Annotated in this window: 16 protein-coding genes; all 16 read left to right on the top strand. The window is 66.2% G+C overall.

The features are described from left to right. Window positions 1-189 precede the first annotated feature (189 nt). The 16 genes from fabF to nuoG all read left to right on the top strand — a co-directional run bounded on the left by fabF (window position 190) and on the right by nuoG (window position 18,294). Window positions 190-1,428, top strand: a complete 1,239-nt coding sequence (gene fabF, locus B0E47_RS08125; RefSeq protein ID WP_077513529.1) for a beta-ketoacyl-ACP synthase II — start codon at window positions 190-192, stop codon at window positions 1,426-1,428. Between the two features lie 35 nt (window positions 1,429-1,463). Continuing rightward, window positions 1,464-2,789 carry an aminodeoxychorismate synthase component I gene (locus B0E47_RS08120; RefSeq protein WP_254422873.1) on the top strand — a complete coding sequence of 442 codons (1,326 nt, stop codon included), beginning with the start codon at window positions 1,464-1,466 and terminating at the stop codon, window positions 2,787-2,789. Next, window positions 2,789-3,616 (top strand): aminodeoxychorismate lyase, encoded by an 828-nt coding sequence (pabC, locus tag B0E47_RS08115; RefSeq protein WP_077513769.1) that lies wholly within the window; start codon window positions 2,789-2,791, stop codon window positions 3,614-3,616. The genes B0E47_RS08120 and pabC overlap by 1 nt, the downstream gene beginning before the upstream one ends. Continuing rightward, window positions 3,613-4,650 carry an endolytic transglycosylase MltG gene (mltG, locus tag B0E47_RS08110; RefSeq protein WP_077513525.1) on the top strand — a complete coding sequence of 346 codons (1,038 nt, stop codon included), beginning with the start codon at window positions 3,613-3,615 and terminating at the stop codon, window positions 4,648-4,650. Before pabC ends, mltG begins: the two co-directional genes overlap by 4 nt. Beyond that, window positions 4,647-5,288: a dTMP kinase gene (tmk, locus tag B0E47_RS08105; RefSeq protein ID WP_077513523.1), complete on the top strand. Its 642-nt coding sequence runs from the start codon at window positions 4,647-4,649 to the stop codon at window positions 5,286-5,288. Before mltG ends, tmk begins: the two co-directional genes overlap by 4 nt. Then, window positions 5,285-6,220 (top strand): DNA polymerase III subunit delta', encoded by a 936-nt coding sequence (gene holB, locus B0E47_RS08100; protein WP_077513521.1) that lies wholly within the window; start codon window positions 5,285-5,287, stop codon window positions 6,218-6,220. Before tmk ends, holB begins: the two co-directional genes overlap by 4 nt. Continuing rightward, window positions 6,220-7,212 (top strand): PIG-L family deacetylase, encoded by a 993-nt coding sequence (locus tag B0E47_RS08095; protein ID WP_254422865.1) that lies wholly within the window; start codon window positions 6,220-6,222, stop codon window positions 7,210-7,212. Before holB ends, B0E47_RS08095 begins: the two co-directional genes overlap by 1 nt. 163 nt (window positions 7,213-7,375) lie before the next feature. After that, the gene (locus tag B0E47_RS08090) at window positions 7,376-10,231 is read left to right on the top strand and encodes an EAL domain-containing protein (RefSeq protein WP_077513517.1); all 2,856 of its coding nucleotides are present in this window, start codon (window positions 7,376-7,378) and stop codon (window positions 10,229-10,231) included. Between the two features lie 126 nt (window positions 10,232-10,357). Beyond that, window positions 10,358-10,711 carry a PilZ domain-containing protein gene (locus B0E47_RS08085; RefSeq protein ID WP_077513515.1) on the top strand — a complete coding sequence of 118 codons (354 nt, stop codon included), beginning with the start codon at window positions 10,358-10,360 and terminating at the stop codon, window positions 10,709-10,711. 269 nt (window positions 10,712-10,980) lie between these two features. Continuing rightward, window positions 10,981-11,337, top strand: a complete 357-nt coding sequence (ndhC, locus tag B0E47_RS08080) for an NADH-quinone oxidoreductase subunit A (RefSeq protein ID WP_077513513.1) — start codon at window positions 10,981-10,983, stop codon at window positions 11,335-11,337. Beyond that, window positions 11,328-11,885 (top strand): NADH-quinone oxidoreductase subunit B, encoded by a 558-nt coding sequence (locus tag B0E47_RS08075; protein WP_077513511.1) that lies wholly within the window; start codon window positions 11,328-11,330, stop codon window positions 11,883-11,885. Before ndhC ends, B0E47_RS08075 begins: the two co-directional genes overlap by 10 nt. Before the next feature lie 9 nt (window positions 11,886-11,894). Continuing rightward, window positions 11,895-12,623: an NADH-quinone oxidoreductase subunit C gene (locus tag B0E47_RS08070; RefSeq protein WP_077513509.1), complete on the top strand. Its 729-nt coding sequence runs from the start codon at window positions 11,895-11,897 to the stop codon at window positions 12,621-12,623. Window positions 12,624-12,649: 26 nt separating this feature from the next. Then, a complete protein-coding gene (locus B0E47_RS08065; RefSeq protein WP_254422872.1) occupies window positions 12,650-13,879 on the top strand; it encodes an NADH-quinone oxidoreductase subunit D in 1,230 nt (409 codons plus the stop codon). A 184-nt stretch (window positions 13,880-14,063) separates the two neighbouring features. Next, the gene (gene nuoE, locus B0E47_RS08060; protein WP_077513508.1) at window positions 14,064-14,633 is read left to right on the top strand and encodes an NADH-quinone oxidoreductase subunit NuoE; all 570 of its coding nucleotides are present in this window, start codon (window positions 14,064-14,066) and stop codon (window positions 14,631-14,633) included. Then, window positions 14,633-15,973: an NADH-quinone oxidoreductase subunit NuoF gene (gene nuoF, locus B0E47_RS08055; RefSeq protein WP_077513507.1), complete on the top strand. Its 1,341-nt coding sequence runs from the start codon at window positions 14,633-14,635 to the stop codon at window positions 15,971-15,973. The genes nuoE and nuoF overlap by 1 nt, the downstream gene beginning before the upstream one ends. Beyond that, complete coding sequence (gene nuoG / locus B0E47_RS08050) at window positions 15,970-18,294, top strand: NADH-quinone oxidoreductase subunit NuoG (RefSeq protein ID WP_077513505.1); 2,325 nt, start codon at window positions 15,970-15,972, stop codon at window positions 18,292-18,294. The genes nuoF and nuoG overlap by 4 nt, the downstream gene beginning before the upstream one ends.

Below are 18,294 nucleotides of genomic sequence, written 5' to 3'. Positions count from 1 at the left end.
GAGCCAGACCGAACGTGCGGCGATACCGGACGCTGCGCCTGTATGGCGCAGTTTTCGTTTCTGCATTTTGCAACGTCCGACACCGTATGGTGAGCGAAAGTCACCCAGGGCAGGTGCGGCTGCGTATCTGCAGTCCGTGTTGTGCTTCGCCGGCAACGTCGGATACCAGGAACCACGAAGGAACAAAGCATGAGCAAGCGTCGAGTAGTAGTGACCGGCATGGGCATCATTTCGCCGGTCGGCAACGACATCGCCAGCGCCTGGGATCGCGTGGTCAAGGGCATCAGCGGCATCGGCCCGGTCACCCATTTCGATACCTCGGCCTATTCCACGCGCATCGCCGGTCAGGTCAGCGGCTTCGATCCGGCCGAATGGATGCCGCTCAAGGACGTGAAGAAGATGGACCCGTTCATCCACTACGGTGTGGCGGCGGGTACCCAGGCCCTGCGTGATTCCGGGCTGGAAGTGACCGAGGCGAACGCGCCGCGCATCGGCGTGGCGGTGGGCGCCGGCATCGGCGGCCTGTACACGATCGAATCGACCACGCTGGAATTGGCTGCCAAGGGTCCGCGACGCGTGTCGCCGTTCTACGTGCCCAGCTCGATCATCAACATGGTTTCTGGCCAGCTGTCGATCATGTTCGGGCTGAAGGGGCCGAACATTGCCTGCGTCACGGCATGCACCACCGGTGCGCACAATATCGGCCTGGCCGCGCGCATGATCCAGTACGGCGATGCCGACGCGATGATCGCCGGCGGCGCCGAATTCGCCACCACCGGCACCGCGATGGCCGGCTTCTGCTCGGCCAAGGCGATGTCCACCCGCAACGACGAGCCGACCCGTGCCAGTCGGCCGTGGGACAAGGATCGGGATGGCTTCGTGCTGTCCGACGGCGCCGGCGTGCTGATGCTGGAAGAGTACGAACAGGCCAGGGCGCGCGGTGCGCGCATCTACGCCGAGCTGGTCGGCTTCGGCATGAGCGGCGATGCGTTCCACATGACCGCGCCGAGCGAAGGCGGGGAAGGCGCGGCGCGCTGCATCCAGACCGCACTGGACGACGCCGGCCTCAATCCGGGCGACGTGCAATACATCAATGCGCATGGCACCTCCACCCCGCTGGGCGACTTGGGCGAGGTGATGGCGGCGAAGAAGGTGTTCGGCGACCACGCGAAGAAGCTGGCGATGAGCTCGACCAAGTCGACCACCGGCCATCTGCTGGGTGCGGCCGGCGGTGTCGAGGCGATCTTCAGCATCCTGGCGCTGCGCGATCAGGTGCTGCCGCCGACGATCAACCTGGACGAGCCGGGCGAAGGCTGCGATCTCGACTTCGTGGCGCACACCGCGCGCGAGGCGAAGCTCGACGTGGCGATCTCCAATTCGTTCGGCTTCGGCGGCACCAACGGCACGCTGGCCTTCCGTCGCGTCTGATCGACTGATCCGGCGTGAGCTGCCATCGCCGTAGCCTGGACGGCCGGCGCGATCTGCTCGCGGCGGCCGCAGCTGTTCCGCAGCGCTACCCGTGCCTGTTGCAAAGCGTGTCGCATGGCACGGCGCAGTCGCGTTACGACATCCTGTTTGCGTTCCCTGGCGATCGACTGATCCTTTCCGCCGATGGCGTGTTGCGCGACGGCACGGGATGCGAGCAACCAGGCCGATTCCTCGATGCGCTGGACCGTGCATGGCAGACCGAACGCCAGCCCGGGCATGACGACGGCCTGCCGTTTCATGGCGGCTGGGTGCTGCTGCTGAGTTACGAGCTGGCGGGCGAGATCGAGCCGAGCCTGAGCCTGCAGCCGCCCTCCGACCTGCCGCTGGCCCTGGCCGTGCGCTGCCCCGCGGCGGTGATCGTCGACCACGTGCTCGGGCGCACGATCCTGGTGGCCGAAGCGGGGCACGAGGATCTGCTGGACACGCTCGAACACGACCTCGCACTGCCTGCATCCTGGCCTGGCCTGCCTGCACCCGAGTCGTGCGTCGAAGATGCGCCCGCTGATTTCCTCGATGGCGTCGAACGCATTCACGAACATCTTTACGCCGGCGACATCTTCCAGGTGAATCTGTCGCGCGGCTGGCGCGCGCGCTACGCCAGCGCTCCCGACCCCGCGGCGCTCTACGAAGCATTGCGCCGGGCCAATCCGGCGCCTTTTGCCGGCTTGCTGCAGCAAGCCGGCTGGGCGGTGCTCAGCTCATCGCCGGAACGCCTGGTCGAAGTGCGCGCCGGCGTGGCGCAGACGCGCCCGATCGCCGGTACTCGCGCCCGCCTGCCGGGCGAGGATGAGCCCGCACGCATCCGCGAACTGAGTTCGCACCCGAAGGAACGCGCCGAGCACGTGATGCTGATCGACCTGGAGCGCAATGACTTGGGCCGCGTCTGCGTGCCGGGTACGGTCGTGGTCGACGAGTTGATGGCGGTGGAGAGTTACGCCCACGTTCACCACATCGTGTCCAATGTACGCGGATGCCTGCGCGCCGACGTGACTCCCGGACAGGTGATCGCCGCCACCTTCCCCGGCGGCACCATCACCGGCTGTCCCAAGGTGCGCTGCATGGAAATCATTGCCGCGCTGGAACACACGCCGCGTGGCGCCTATACCGGTGCGCTGGGTTACCTGGACCGCAATGGCGAGCTCGACTTGAACATCCTGATCCGCACCCTGACCCTGGTCGGCAACGAGGTGAGCCTGCGCGCCGGGGCCGGCATCGTCGCCGATTCGGTGGCGACCGACGAGCTGGAGGAAACCCGCGCGAAGGCCCGCGGCCTGCTGCGCGCGCTGGGCGTGGCCGGGTGATGGCGGCGCGATGGCTGGTCAATGGCGTGGCGACCGAGCAGCTCAGCGTGCTCGACCGCGGTTTCGGCTATGGCGACGGCTTGTTCGAAAGCATCCGTCTGGTGGACGGGCGCGCACCGCTGTGGCCACGCCACATGCAGCGACTGGCCGACGGCTGCTCGCGCCTGCAAATCCCTGCGCCGGACCCGGTGCAACTCTGGAACGAATCGCAACGCGTCAGCGCAGGCATCGTGCAGGCGGTGGTGCGGGTCACGGTTACCCGCGGCATCGGCGAACGCGGCTACGCCTTGCCGGCGTCACCGCAGCCGAGCCGGGTGGTTGCTGCCTTCATGGCACCGACGGTGAGCGACGATGTCTACGCGCATGGTCTGCACATGCGCGTGTGCGAGTTGCGCCTGGCCGAACAGCCCCTGCTGGCCGGCATCAAGCATCTCAACCGGCTTGAGCAGGTGCTGGCACGTGCCGAGTGGAGCGATCCGGCGATTGCCGAGGGTCTGTTGCGCGATAGCCACGACAGGGTGATCTCGGCGACCATGGCCAACCTGTTTGCCGTGATTGACGGCGTGCTGCTGACCCCTGCGCTGGATCGCTGCGGCGTGGCCGGAGTGGCACGGGCCGAAGTGCTGGCGATCCATCCGACGGCCCGCGTGACGGAGCTGAGCTTGCAGGCATTGTCCACGGCCAGCGAGATCTTCCTCAGCTCGAGCGTGCGCGGCATTCTGCCGGTACAGTCACTGGATCAGTGGAACTATGTGCCGGGCGCCGTGACCCGACAACTTCAGCAGCATTGGCGCAACCTGGGATTTTCTATGGAGCACGGTGGATGACCGAACGATCGATGCGCGGACGCATCTGGCCACGCCTATTGCTGCTGCTGGCGCTGCTGGCGGTGGTGGCCGCGGCGGTCTTCGGCTGGAACGATTACCACCGCTTCAGCGTGGCGCCGTTGAACGTGGCGACACAGCAGGAAAGCATCGACGTCAGCCGCGGGACCAGCTTCAATGGCATCGTCGCCGAATTGCGGCGGCACGGCCTCAGCACGGCCAGTCCGTGGTACTGGCGGCTGTTGGCCGAGCAGATGCATGTGGCCGGCAAGCTGCACGCTGGCGAGTACGCGCTGGCGCCCGGCGTCACGCCGCGCCAGCTGCTCGCCGACATGGCCGCGGGCAAGGTGCTGCAACGCAACTTCACCATCGTCGACGGCTGGACCTTCGCCGAATTGCGCCAGGCCCTGGCGCATGCGGAAAAATTGACGCATGACAGCGCCGGGCTCGATGACGCCGCGATCATGCAGAAGATCGGAGCCGCCGGCGAGGCGCCGGAGGGCCGCTTCCTGCCCGAGACCTATGCTTACGTGAAAGGCGATGGCGACCTGGACATACTTCGGCGCGCGCACGCCGCGATGGTGAAGACCCTGGCGACATTGTGGTCCGGCCGTGACAAGGATCTGCCGCTGGCCACGCCGTACGAGGCGTTGATCCTGGCCTCGATCGTGGAAAAGGAAACCGGCCGTGCCGACGAGCGTGCGCAGATCGCCGGGGTGTTCGTCAGGCGTCTGCAGGACCACATGCTGCTGCAGACCGATCCCAGCGTGATCTACGGCATGGGCGCCAGCTATACCGGCAATATCCGCAAGAACGACCTGACCACCGACACGCCATACAACACCTATACGCGCCCCGGCCTGCCGCCGACCCCGATTGCCTTGCCGGGCAAACCGGCGCTGGAGGCGGCGCTGCATCCGGCGCCCGGGGATGCCTTGTATTTCGTGGCGCGCGGCGACGGCACCCACGCATTCGCCAGTTCGCTGGCCGAGCACAACCGCAACGTCGACTGCTACCAGCGGAAACACTGCCCATGACGACGCCACGCGGCAGATTCATCACGCTGGAAGGCGGCGAGGGCGCTGGCAAGAGCACCTTGCTGGCCGGTTTGCTCGACGTTCTTGAACACCGCGGCATCAGCGTGGTGCAGACCCGCGAACCCGGTGGGACGCCCGTCGGCGAGGCGGTGCGGGGGATCGTGCTCGACCCGTCGATGCAAGGGCTGGCGGCCGAAACCGAATTGCTGCTGATGTTCGCCTCGCGTGCCCAACTGGTGCGCGAAGTGATCGAACCGGCGCTCGCCGCCGGTCGATGGGTGTTGTGCGACCGCTACGCCGACGCCAGCCATGCCTACCAGGGCGGAGGTCGCGGCCAGCCGTCGGCGCGGATCGCCGAACTGGAGCGCTGGGCCTGCGATGGCGTACGGCCCGACCTGACGTTGCTGCTCGATCTGCCGGTGGCCACGGGCCGTGCACGGGCGGCCGGTCGCGGCGAGACCGATCGCATCGAGATCGAAGCCGATGCGTTCTTCGAACGGGTGCGCGCCAGCTATCGCGAACGTGCCGCGGGCGAACCCCGGCGATTCCGCGTGATCGATGCCAGCCAGCCGGCGGCCGCCGTGCTGCAGATGGCCACGCAGGCATTGACCACGTGGCTGGCGGAGTTGCCGGCATGAATGCATTGCCCTGGCATGCGGAGCACTGGTCGCGGCTGCAGGCGCGACGGCAGCGCGATGCGCTGGCGCATGCGTTGCTGCTGTGCGGCGCGCCCGGGCTGGGCAAACGCGCCTTCGCGCAGCGTTTCGTGCGGGGTTTGTTGTGCAGCGATGGCGTGAACGGCGACGCCTGCGGGCGCTGCCGCAGCTGCCTGCTGGTCGAGGCCGGTTCGCACCCGGATGTCATCGGGCTCAGCTTCGGCCTGCGCCGGGATGGCACGCCGCGCACCGAGATCGTGGTCGAGCAGATCCGCGAGCTGTCGGCCCGGCTCGCCATGCGCAGCCAGCTGGGCGGCTGGCAGGTAGTGACGATCGATCCCGCCGACGCGATGAACACGGCGGCGGCCAATGCGCTGCTGAAGACCCTGGAGGAGCCGGCGGCGCAGACCATGCTGATCCTTCTGGCCGACGCGCCGTGGCGTCTGCCGCAGACGATCCGCAGCCGCTGCCAGCGGATCGAGTTCCAGTTGCCCGACACCGAGGTCGCCCTGGCCTGGCTGCAGGCCCAAGGCTTGCCCGATGCCCAGGCAGCGCTCGTCGCGGCGGGTGGCAACCCCGGCCTGGCTGCGGCCTGGGCGGGGCAGGGTGCGTTGGCGCAGCGCACCGAGGTGCGCAAGGACCTGGCGGCGCTGGCGTCCGGGCGTGGCCAGCCAACCGACGTGGTCAAGCGCTGGCTGGATGACGAGCCGTTGCAGCGGTTGTGGTTTGCCGCCCAGGCGGCGGCGGACGAGCTGCGGGCGCGCTCAAAGCACGCCGCTGCGCCCCTCGGCAGCGCGCTGGATGCCGAGGGCCTGGGTCTCTGGTACGAAGCGGCGAACCGCACCCGCGAAGGCCTGCGCGGGCCTCTGCGCGCTGACCTGTTGCTGTTGGAACTGCTGGCCCGATGGCGTTGATGCCGACTGCTGCGCCGGCCGGTTTGCCGACATTTTCCGCACATACCCGCCTGCTGGTGGTGGCACCGCATCCGGACGATGAAACGATCGCCACCGGTCTGCTGATTCAGCAGGTGCGTGAAGCCGGCGGTGAGGTAAACATCATGTTGTTGACCGCCGGCGACAACAACCCGTGGCCGCAGCGCTGGCTGGAACGGCGCCTGCGCATCGGTTCGCCGGATCGTCAGCGCTGGGCGCAGCGCCGATGCGCCGAGATGCGGCAAGCGCTTGAACGGCTCGGGCTGTCCCAGGCTTCGCTGCGTCCGCTGGGTTGGCCCGATCTCGGGCTTTCGAGCGTGTTGCTGCGATCGACCGGCGATGCAGTTGCGGCGATCACGCAGGAGATTGACCGCTTCACTCCCGACCTGATCGCGTTGCCCTCGCTGCTGGATCGACATCCCGATCACGGCGCGGCGCACGTACTGGTGCGCCTGGCACTTGTCGGGCAGGCGGCGTCGCCGGCGCTGTACACCTACCTGGTGCATGGCAAGCCCGGCAAAGCGGTTTTCCTCGAGGTTCCGGCCACCCAGGCACAGATCGCGAACAAGCGCGAGGCGCTGCTGGCGCACCGCAGTCAGCTTGCCTTGAGCGGCGGACGCATGCGCCGGTTGGCGGATCGGCCCGAGCGCTATATCGATGCCTGCCAGTCCTCCCCGGCGGCAGTCGTCCTGCCCTGGCAGCCGCCGCGGTGGTTGCGCCCGTGGCTGCGGCTGAGCGTGGTCGACCCGACCGGGACACGTGGCTGGGCCTGGCCGGATGCACCACTGGAGCGCACACGGGACGGCCGCTTCCGGCTGTCGTCCTCCGCCGGCGGGCAGACGGCTCCGTGCTTTGCCCGTTTGTCGTCGGACCTGCCCTCGCCATGGATCTTCGATCATTGGGGCTGGTGTGAACTGCAGGTCGATCCCGCCACCGGCGACGCCGTTGTTGCATGGTCCGACCGGGCAAGTTAGCGTGCTGCCTCGGGCACGTGATCCAGCCGCCATTCGCCGACTGCGCAACGATGGAGGTGGTGGGCGGGGATGGCAGGCGGCGCCCGGGCGGGCGCGATCGGCTGCCCGTTGCTGATTTCCTGCCGGCCCGACAATCGAGCGCACAAGCCAGGGTCCGAATTCGATGCAGGTCAACACAGGGGCGGTGGCTGCATCCAGCGAGGGCTATTACGCCGCGCTCTCCGAGATCGGCCAGTTGCTGGTCCGGGCGGTGGAACCACCGGCGCTTTACGAGGCGATCATCGAGGTAATCGAGCGACGGCTCGGCGCCAGGCTGGTCATGATCGGCGAGGCGGATCACGCGGCCGGCTGGTTTCGGCGGGTCGCCCCGGTAGCGGTGCCTTCCGACCTGCAGGACATCTATCCGGAACTGACACCGCTCTCGCTGGTGCAGCCGTCGTTCTGGCGCGGGGTGCCTCAGCTGGAACCCGACCTGCGCCGCGTGCCGGGCCTGGAAAGGCTGCGCGATGCCTACAAACGGCATGACGTGACCGCTGCGATGGCCATCCCGGTAACGGTATCCGACGAAGTGCGCGCCGGACTGGTGATCCGCGCCGCCGATCCCGGATTCTTCACCACGAGCCTGGTCGAGCTGCTGCAGCAGGCAGCGGCCAGCATCGGACTGGGGCTGGAGGCGCAGGCGCAGCGCCACCGATTGCTGAAATCGGTGGCGGAAGAGGCGCGCCAGCGACGTGCTTTGCGCCTGCTCAGCGAAATGATCAAGGTGGTGACACACAGCGCGGACGAGGAGATGTTGCTGACGCACAGCAGCGACGTCGCATGCCGCGTGGGTGGCTATCGCTTCGCCTGGATCGGGTTGTGCGAGAACGATGGTAGTGGCCTGCTGCAGTTGCGCGCACACGCTGGCCTGGACGGTGTGCTATCGCCGGATACCCACCTGGCGCTCACCGATCCGCGGCTTGCCGGCAGCGCCGTCGCTGCCGCCCTGGCAGTTGGCCAGCCATGCGTCACGCATTGGGTGCCCGGCATGCCGCGCGACTGGCCGCTGCAGGACAGCAGCGTGGACGTCAGTGCGATCCTGGCGCAACCCTTGCGCGTGGACGGGGCGCTGGTTGGCGCGTTGGTGATTGGCGCCAGCCAGGATGATGCCTTTACGCCAGTCGAGACACAGGTATTCCAGGAGATGGCTGTCGAGCTGGGCCTGGGTCTGCAGATCCAGCGCACGCATGCAGCCAGGCTGCTCGCCGAGCGGGACCTGCGCTCCAATCTGCAGCAGGTCCGGGCCATCCTCTCCAACCAGCACTCCGGGGTTCTGGTGACCTCGGAGGATGGCTTCGTGAAGTTCACCAACGAGGCGTTCTGTGCACTGTTCGGACTCGCCGCGACGCCGGCCGAACTCGAAGGACAGCCAGCGGCGACGGTCCACGCCCGGATCAGCCGTGCCTATCTGGATCCCGAGCGCGAGATCGCGCGGATCAGCGACATCGCGGCGCGCGGCGAGCCGATCCGGGGTGAAGAGGTGCGCCTGGTTGGCGGGCGCATCCTGCTGCGCGACTTCATGCCGATCATGATCGACGGCGCGGCACAGGGACGCATATGGCAGCAACACGACGTCACCGAACGGAGGCTGCATGAAGCCCGCGTCGAGCGACTCGCGTTCTACGATGTGGTCACCGGCCTGCCGAATCGGCGCCTGCTGTTCGAGTTGCTGGAGCAGGCGCGGACGCGTGCCACGGAGCAGGGGGTGCTGCTGGCCGTCGGCGTGCTGGACCTGGATCGCTTCAAGAGCGTCAACGACACGGTCGGCCACAGTGGCGGCGACCGTGTGCTGGCGGAAGCCTCCTCGCGGATCCAGGGCATGCTGCGCGAGGCCGATGTGCTGGCGCGCTTCGGTGGCGACGAGTTTGCGCTGCTGATCCCCGGGCTGGACAGCCGCGAGCAGCTGGATGTGATCAGCCGCTGCATCCTGCAGGCGCTGCGCGCACCGTTCAACCTGATGGACGAGCAGCTCTACGTCTCCGCCAGCATCGGCTGGACCCTGTTTCCGATCGACGGTGCGGATTCGGAAGGCCTGATCAGGCATGCCGACATGGCGATGTATGAGGCCAAGGAGGAAGGCAAGGATCGTGGCTCGCTGTACGAGCCGGCGATGGAGCTGGAGCAGGTGCGGCTGCAGGCGATGCGGGAGCGTATCGCACAGGCGTTGCAGCAGTCGCACTTGCAATTGCTGTTCCAGCCGATCGTCTATATCGACGGCTTGCCCGGCCTGAATGGCGTGGCCGGCATGGAGGCATTGCTGCGCCTGAACGACCGTGACCAGGAATTGATTGCGCCCGACAGCTTCATGCACGTGCTGGACGACCCGCAGCTGGCGCGGCCGATCGGTCGCTATGTGCTGGACGAGGCACTGCGCTGCTGCCAGACCTGGCTGCACGCCGGAATGTCGATCCCGGTATCGGTCAATATCAGTACCCGTCACCTGCTGCACCCGGCGTTCTTTGCCGACATCGACGCCGTACTGGACAACTATCCGGACGTGATGAACCTGGGTTTTGGCATCGAGGTCACCGAAACCGGACCGAGCATGGACCACGCGCGCGCCAAGCTGGTGATCGAGGAGTGTCGCCGCCGCGGCATTCGGGTCGGGCTGGACGATTTCGGCACCGGCTCGGCGTCGCTCAGCCATATCCAGCAGCTGGATATCGAGCACATCAAGCTGGATCAGAGTTTCGTGCACGACATTCTCAGCGACGAGCGCAACATGGCGATCGCGGCGGGCGTGATCACGACGGCGCGCATGCTGGCCAAGGTGGTGATCGCCGAAGGTGTCGAGACGTCCGCGCAAGGCGACCTGCTGGCATCGCTGGGCTGCCACCAACTGCAGGGTTACTCGATTTCCCGGCCGCTGGCGGCCGCGGCGGTTCCGGCATGGGTGGCCGGCTGGGTGCCTCCGGCGTCCTGGAACAGCCTGGTCGACGAACGGCAGTCGCTGCTGTCCGGCCAATCAGGCGTTGGCTGAGGTCGCCCATCGATGCGATGGCTGCCGTTCCGGCTGGTGCGGGCGACAGTGGTGCCTGCGCGGCGCACCCTCTAAGATCGGCAGAGTTGGCGGGTCCTCAGTTCACACCCGCGCAGGAGTCACGCAATGAAACCCATGGCCGCCCGTCAAGGCATCATCTCCCTGAAAATCAAGGACGCGGCCTCGCTGTACAACGCGTACATGCCATTCCTGAAGCATGGCGGACTGTTTGCGCCCACCGCACAGTCCTATGCGCTGGGCGACGAGGTGGTGCTGCTGGTGACCCTGGCGGACGAGACCGAGCGGCTGTCCGTGGTGGGCAAGGTGGTCTGGATCAGCCCGGTCGGCGCACAGGGCAACCGCACCGCCGGCATCGGCATCCACTTCAACGAATCCGGCGATGCCGAGGCCGCGCGCAGCCGGATCGAGAACATCCTGGCCGGTACGCTGAACTCCGAGCGGCCCACCCAGACCATGTGAGTCGAGGGCCCGGCCGGCGGCCGGATGCCGTGCGCTAGTTTGCAACGCAACGGCCGTCAAGGCTTGTTGTGCCCAAGCGCACTGATACAATGTCCGGATTCGCGACTGGGTTTCGCGGAATGTCGGGCGCTTGCGGATGCAGTCCACGAGCGTGGCCACGCGGCACACCGCCGCGCCGGCCTGCCGAATGAAAGTAGCCGGACTGCGGGTTCCTGATCCAGATTCCCTCGGTCACTGATGCGCCTGATCGCGCGGAGGTATGTTGCACCGTGCTTGCCGAATACTGGCCTGTTCTGTTGTTCATCGGCGTCGCCACCGGCCTGGGTCTGGTGCTGCTTGCGGTCGGCCTGCTGGCTGGCCCGCGCCGTCCCGAGGCGGAAAAACTTGCGCCCTACGAATGCGGCTTCGAGGCATTCGAGGATGCGCGCATGCGCTTCGACGTGCGCTATTACCTGCTCGCCATCCTGTTCATCATCTTCGACCTGGAAATCGCCTTCCTGTTTCCGTGGGCGGTGGTGTTCCAGCAGATCGGCCTGATCGCCCTGATCGAGATGGGCCTGTTCCTGCTGCTGCTGATCATCGGCTTTGCCTACGTGTGGAAGAAGGGAGCACTCGAATGGGAGTGATCGATTCCGTCAGCCGGGTGATGCACAACCCGCAGCCGTTGAATGTGGTCGACGACATCCTGCGACCGGCCGGCGACAACCCGGTGGTGCAGCGCGGTTTCGCCACCGCGCGGATGGACGAGCTGATGAACTGGGCGCGCACCGGTTCGATGTGGCCGATGACGTTCGGCCTGGCCTGCTGCGCGGTGGAGATGATGCACGCCGGCGCCGCGCGACTCGACCTCGATCGCTATGGCGTGATCTTCAGGCCCAGTCCGCGTCAGTCCGACGTGATGATCGTGGCCGGTACCCTGGTCAACAAGATGGCTCCGGCGCTGCGCAAGGTCTACGACCAGATGCCCGAGCCGAAGTGGGTGATCTCGATGGGCAGCTGCGCGAATGGCGGCGGCTACTACCACTATTCCTATTCGGTGGTGCGCGGCTGCGACCGCATCGTGCCGGTGGACATCTACGTGCCGGGCTGCCCGCCCACGGCCGAGGCGTTGATCCACGGCATCCTGCAGTTGCAGAAGAAGATCCGCCGCACCAGCACCATCGCGCGTTCGTGAGGCCCTGACATGTCCGATACATCAGCGACTTCGCTGGCTGAGCAACTTGCCGCGCGATTCGGCGACACCCTGAGCATCAGCACGGTGCGCAACGAGACTACCGCGGAGCTGGCCGCTGCCGACCTGCTGGCGGTGGCGAGCGCGCTGCGCGACGAACCGGCATTCGCCTTCAGCGAACTGATCGATCTGTGCGGCATCGATTACCTGGGTTATGGCCAGGTCGAATGGGATACGGAAACGGTCTCCGGCACGGGTTTTTCGCGTGGTGTCGAAGGTCAGGCGCTGGGGCGCTTCAACTGGGCCGAGCGACCGCGAGGCGGAAATCTGCCACGCCGTTTTGCCGCGGTCATCCAGCTGCTTTCGATCACCCACAACCGGCGCCTGCGCCTGCGCGTGTTCTGCGAGGACGACAGCCTGCCGCTGGTGCCGTCGCTGACCCTGGTCTGGCCGGGCTCGAACTGGTTCGAGCGCGAGGCGTTCGACCTGTACGGCATCATCTTCGACGGGCATCCGGATCTGCGCCGCATCCTCACCGACTACGGATTCGTGGGGCATCCGTTCCGCAAGGACTTCCCGCTGATCGGCAATGTCGAGGTGCGCTACGACCCCGTGCAGAAGCGTGTCATCTACGAGCCCGTGTCGATCGAGCCGCGCGTGCTGGTGCCGCGCACCATCCGTGATGACGCCGACCTGATGCAGGCCGAGGCCGAAGCGGCCGACGATTGGCAGAGGAACTGATCGTGCAAGAAATCCGCAATTACACGATGAACTTCGGCCCGCAGCATCCCGCTGCGCATGGCGTGCTGCGCCTGATCATGGAGATGGACGGCGAGACCATCATCCGCGCCGATCCGCACGTGGGCCTGCTGCACCGTGGCACCGAGAAACTGGCCGAGTCCAAGCCGTTCAATCAGTCGATCGGCTACATGGATCGGCTCGACTACGTATCGATGATGTGCAACGAGCACGCCTACGTGCGCGCGATCGAAACCCTGCTCGGGATCGAGGCACCGGAGCGGGCGCAGTACATCCGCACCATGTTCGACGAGATCACCCGCATCCTGAATCACCTGATGTGGATCGGTTCGAACGCGCTCGACCTGGGCGCGATGGCGGTGTTCCTGTACGCGTTCCGCGAGCGCGAGGAGCTCATGGACGTGTATGAGGCCGTCTCGGGCGCGCGCATGCACGCGACTTACTACCGTCCCGGCGGCGTCTACCGCGACCTGCCGGCGCAGATGTCGCAGTACCGCGAATCGCCGTGGCACAAGGGCAAGGATCTCAAGCGCATCAACAGCTGGCGCGAGGGTTCGATGCTCGATTACCTCGACGCGTTCACTGCCGACTTCCCGACCAAGGTCGACGAGTACGAGGAACTGCTCACCACCAACCGCATCTGGAAGCAGCGCACGGTCGGCATCGGCGTGATCAGCCCGGAACTGGCCCAGCAGTGGGGCATGACCGGCGTGATGTTGCGCGGCTCGGGCGTCGAATGGGATCTGCGCAAGAAGCAGCCGTACGCGAAGTACGCCGAGATGGATTTCGACATCCCGGTGGGCGTCGGTGGCGACTGCTACGACCGCTATCTGTGCCGCGTCGAGGAGATGCGCCAGTCGAACCGAATCATCCGCCAGTGCGTGCAGTGGCTGCGTGCCAATCCGGGTCCGGTGATGGTGAAGAACTTCAAGGTCGCGCCGCCGTCGCGGGTCGAGATGAAGGAGGACATGGAAGCCATGATCCATCACTTCAAGCTGTTCACCGAAGGCTACTGCGTGCCGGCCGGCGAGACGTACAGCGCGGTCGAGGCGCCGAAGGGCGAGTTCGGCTGCTACCTGGTTTCCGACGGCGCCAACAAGCCGTTCCGCGTGCACCTGCGCGCGCCGGGCTTCGCCCATCTGTCATCCATGGACACCATCGTGCGCGGCCACATGCTCGCCGACGTGGTGGCCATGATCGGTACCTATGACCTCGTGTTCGGCGAAGTGGATCGATGAATACGGGATACGGGATTCGGGATTCGGGATTCGGCTGGGCGACCGGCACCGGCCAGCTGCCCTTCGCGACGATTGCTGCCATTCAGATCAGCTGCAACTTTCACATTGGATTTCGGTTTGCCGGGAGGCGGATTGGCTCTTGCCGAATCCCGAATCCCGTATCCCGAATCCCGGAGTTCAAGGCATGAAAGCCACCGGACATTTCGAGCAGGTCAGGCACGTCGATCCGTTCGCCGTGCTGACCGAGCACACCCGCCAGCATATCGATGCGTGGGCGGCCAAGTTTCCGCCGGATCGCAAGCGTTCGGCGCTGATCCAGGCGCTGTTCGGCGCGCAGGAGCAGAACCACGGTTTCCTCACCGACGAGCTGATCACTGCGGTGGCGAAGTATCTCGATCTGCCGTCGATCTGGGCCTATGAAGTGGCCAGCTTCTACTCGATGCTGGAGACGAAGCCGGTCGGTCGCAACAACGTGGCGATCTGCACCAATATCTCGTGCTGGCTGAATGGCGCGGAGGATCTGGTGCGCCATTGCGAGAAGAAGCTGGGCATCAAGCTCGGCGAGAGTACGCCGGACGGACGCGTGTACCTCAAGAACGAAGAAGAATGCATTGCCGCGTGCGTCTACGCGCCGGCCGCCACGGTCAATGGCCATTACCACGAACACCTCACCATCGAGAAGCTTGACGCCATCCTCGACGGTTTGAGCATCGACGGCCCCGGCCACGGGCACGCCGCAGGGGAGAAACACTGATGGCCGTCGGACCCGCCCCGCAGGAACACCAGGTCGTCTACACCACGCTGCATTTCGACAAGCCGTGGGCGATGGCCAGCTACGAGCAGGTGGACGGCTACAAGGCCTGGCGCAAGATCCTCGCCGAAAAGCCCGACCCGGCGTCGCTGATCGAGGAAGTGAAGAAGAGCAGCCTGCGCGGCCGTGGCGGCGCCGGTTTCCCGACCGGTCTGAAGTGGTCCTTCATGCCCAAGGGCGACATGCAGAAATACATCCTGTGCAACTCGGACGAATCCGAGCCGGGCACGGCGAAGGATCGCGACATCCTGCGCTACAACCCGCATGCGGTGATCGAAGGCATGGCCATCGCCTGCTATTGCACCGGCTCCACCGTGGCGTACAACTATCTGCGCGGCGAATTCCACCACGAGCCGTTCGAGCACCTCGAGGAGGCCCTGGCCGAAGCGTATGCGGCCGGCCTGCTCGGCAAGAACATCCAGGGCACCGGCATCGACGTGGACATCCACAATGCACTCGGCGCCGGTGCCTACATCTGCGGCGAAGAGACCGCGTTGATGGAGTCGCTGGAAGGCAAGAAGGGGCAGCCGCGCTTCAAGCCGCCGTTCCCGGCAAACTTTGGCCTGTATGGCAAGCCGACCACGATCAACAACACCGAAACCTATGCCTCGGTGCCGGCGATCCTGCGCAACGGTGCCGACTGGTTTCTCAACCTGGGCAAGCCGAACAACGGTGGCCCGAAGATTTTCTCGGTGTCCGGCCACGTTAACCAGCCGGGCAATTTCGAGATCCGCCTGGGCACCTCGTTCAAGGACCTGCTGGCGATGGCCGGTGGCGTGCGCAACGGGCACAAGCTGAAGGCGGTGATTCCCGGTGGTTCGTCGATGAAGGTGTTGCCGGCCGACGTGATGCTGGAAAGCACGATGGACTACGACTGCCTGCAGAAGGCCGGTTCGGGCCTCGGCTCCGGCGCGGTCGTCGTGATGGACGAGACCGCGTGCATGGTCAAGGTCTGCCATCGCATTGCGCGTTTCTACATGGCCGAGTCCTGCGGCCAGTGCACGCCCTGCCGCGAAGGCACCGGCTGGATGTATCGCGTATTGTCCCGCATCGTCGAGGGCAAGGGCACGCAGGACGACCTGCATCGCCTGAAGGCGATCGCCGGCCAGATCGAGGGGCACACGATCTGCGCGTTCGGCGAGGCGGCGGCGTGGCCGGTGCAGGGCTTCCTGGCCCGTTTCTGGAACGAGTTTGAATATTTCGTGGAACATGGCCGTTCGATGACCGAAGACCAGTTTGCCAGAACAAATCAGGCCAACTCTGCCACGGAGGTTGCCGCATGAGTGCGCAGCCGACCACCCAGGCTACCGACCTGGTCAATATCGAGGTCGATGGCAAGCCGACCCGGATCCGCAAGGGCGCGATGATCATCGAGGCCGCCGATGCGATCGGCGTGGCGATCCCGCGCTTCTGCTATCACCGCAAGCTGCCGATCGCCGCCAACTGCCGCATGTGCCTGGTGGATGTCGAGATGGGCGGGCGCCTGATGCCCAAGCCGCAACCGGCGTGTGCTACTCCAGTAGCGGAAGGCATGAAGGTGATGACGCGCTCGGACAAGGCGCTGAAGTTCCAGAAAGACGTGATGGAGTTCCTGCTGATCAACCACCCGCTGGACTGCCCGATCTGCGACCAGGGCGGCGAGTGCGAGTTGCAGGACGTGGCGCTGGGCTACGGCCGCAGCGTCTCGCGCTTCACCGAGCGCAAGCGCACCGTGGCCGACGAGAATCTCGGCCCGCTGGTCGCTACCGAAATGACCCGCTGCATCCAGTGCACGCGCTGCGTGCGATTCACCAGCGAGATCGCCGGCACCTACGAGCTCGGCGGCATGAGCCGCGGCGAGAACCTGCAGATCGGCACCTACATCGGCAAGACGGTCGAAACCGAGCTGTCCGGCAACATCATCGATGTATGCCCGGTCGGCGCGCTGACCAACAAGCCGTTCCAGTTTCAGGCGCGCGCCTGGGAACTGATCGCCAAGCCGTCGATCGGCTACCACGATGCGCTCGGCTCCAATCTGTGGCTGCATACGCGCCGTGGCGAAGTGCTGCGCACGGTGCCGCGCGACAACGAAACGGTCAACGAATGCTGGTTGTCCGATCGCGATCGCTACAGCCACCAGGGCATGTATGCGGACGATCGCATCAGCGCACCGGAAGTCAAACGCAACGGCGAGTGGCAGGCGACCACCTGGGAAGACGCGCTGCAGTTTGCCGCTGATGCGTTGAAGAAGTTGCCCGGCAGCGAGCTCGGTGTGCTGGCGCATCCGGCCACCTCGAACGAGGAGGGCGATCTGCTGATGCGGCTGGCTCGCGGTCTGGGCAGTGCCCACGTCGATCACCGTCTGCGCCAGCTCGATTTCGCGGACAACGCCGTGGCGGCGACGTTTGGCACACCGGTGGCCCGGGTGGACCGGGTCAAGGCGGCCTTGCTGGTCGGCTCGGATCTGCGCCACGAGCTGCCACTGCTCAATCACCGCCTGCATCAGGCGGTAAAGAAGGGCGCCCGGGTATATGCCGTCAATCCAGCGCATTTCGATTTCAATTACAAGCTGGCCGGTGAGGCCATCGCCGCGCCGCAGGAGCTGGTGGGTGCCTTGCTGGCATTGGCCAAGGCAGCAGTGGACGCGGGTGCTGTGGCACCGGAGGCGTTGACCGAAGCGATCGGTGCCGCGCAAAGCGACCAGGGTGACAGCGACGCCATCGCGGCCTTGAAGTCGGGCGAAGCGGTGGTGATCCTCGGCGAAGCCGCGGTAACCCATCCGCAGGCTTCATGGTTGCGTGCAATTGCACGTTTCATTGCCGCCGCCACCGGTGCCGGCTATGACGAGTTGCCGGTGGGTGCCAATGCGGTTGGGCTGGCCCGGCTCGGCGTGGTGCCGGGCAATGGTGGACTGGATGCACAGGCAATGCTGGCGCAGCCGCGCAAGAGCTACCTGCTGTATGGCGTGGAACCACCGCATGACTTCGCTGATGGCGCAGCGGCGCTGAAGGCACTGCGCGCAGCCGACCAGGTGGTGGCTTTCAGCGCCTATGCCAGCGCGGCATTGCGCGAGGTGGCTGACGTGATCCTGCCGATCGCCCTGCTGCCGGAGATCGATGCCACCCTGGTCAACGTGGATGGCCTGGCGCAAGGCGTGGCTGCCGGCGCCAGGGCACCGGGCCAGGCGCGGCCGGGCTGGAAGGTATTACGTGCCCTGGGCGGTACGCTGCAGCTGGCCGGTTTCGAGTTCGACGACATTGCCGGCTTGCGCGATGGCATCGTCGAACGTGGGGTGTCCCCACGCGACGGGTTGGCTTCGCGCCCGCCCGCCGCCGGCCTCACCCGCATCGCCACCTGGCCCATCTATCGTGGCGATGCCGTGCTGCGCCGGGCAACCGCGCTGAATGCGCATCCGCTCAACCGCGCCGCGGCCGTACGCCTGAATGCGCAGGAAGCATCGCGACTGGGCTTCGCCGACGGCGGGCAGGTGCGCATCGGCGAGAGCTTGCTGCCGCTGCGGGTCGATGCGGCGGTGCCCGATGGCGCGGCGTGGATCGAGGCGGCCCAGGACCTCACCGCCATGCTGCCGCCGTATGGCGCAACCATCACCCTGAGCAAGGCTTGA

Source organism: Rhodanobacter sp. B05 (assembly GCF_002001085.1).
GTDB lineage: Bacteria > Pseudomonadota > Gammaproteobacteria > Xanthomonadales > Rhodanobacteraceae > Rhodanobacter.
The sequence above is the reverse complement of the archived record's forward strand: the minus strand, read 5'-3'. Positions and strand labels throughout refer to the sequence as shown.

Bases quoted from the DNA above. Each gene is read 5' to 3' on its own strand.
- fabF (WP_077513529.1), top strand. From the start codon at position 190: ATGAGCAAGCGTCGAGTAGTAGTGACCGGCATGGGCATCATTTCGCCG.
- pabC (WP_077513769.1), top strand. From the start codon at position 2,789: ATGGCGGCGCGATGGCTGGTCAATGGCGTGGCGACCGAGCAGCTCAGC.
- mltG (WP_077513525.1), top strand. From the start codon at position 3,613: ATGACCGAACGATCGATGCGCGGACGCATCTGGCCACGCCTATTGCTG.
- tmk (WP_077513523.1), top strand. From the start codon at position 4,647: ATGACGACGCCACGCGGCAGATTCATCACGCTGGAAGGCGGCGAGGGC.
- holB (WP_077513521.1), top strand. From the start codon at position 5,285: ATGAATGCATTGCCCTGGCATGCGGAGCACTGGTCGCGGCTGCAGGCG.
- B0E47_RS08095 (WP_254422865.1), top strand. From the start codon at position 6,220: ATGCCGACTGCTGCGCCGGCCGGTTTGCCGACATTTTCCGCACATACC.
- B0E47_RS08090 (WP_077513517.1), top strand. From the start codon at position 7,376: ATGCAGGTCAACACAGGGGCGGTGGCTGCATCCAGCGAGGGCTATTAC.
- B0E47_RS08085 (WP_077513515.1), top strand. From the start codon at position 10,358: ATGAAACCCATGGCCGCCCGTCAAGGCATCATCTCCCTGAAAATCAAG.
- B0E47_RS08075 (WP_077513511.1), top strand. From the start codon at position 11,328: ATGGGAGTGATCGATTCCGTCAGCCGGGTGATGCACAACCCGCAGCCG.
- B0E47_RS08070 (WP_077513509.1), top strand. From the start codon at position 11,895: ATGTCCGATACATCAGCGACTTCGCTGGCTGAGCAACTTGCCGCGCGA.
- B0E47_RS08065 (WP_254422872.1), top strand. From the start codon at position 12,650: ATGAACTTCGGCCCGCAGCATCCCGCTGCGCATGGCGTGCTGCGCCTG.
- nuoE (WP_077513508.1), top strand. From the start codon at position 14,064: ATGAAAGCCACCGGACATTTCGAGCAGGTCAGGCACGTCGATCCGTTC.
- nuoF (WP_077513507.1), top strand. From the start codon at position 14,633: ATGGCCGTCGGACCCGCCCCGCAGGAACACCAGGTCGTCTACACCACG.
- nuoG (WP_077513505.1), top strand. From the start codon at position 15,970: ATGAGTGCGCAGCCGACCACCCAGGCTACCGACCTGGTCAATATCGAG.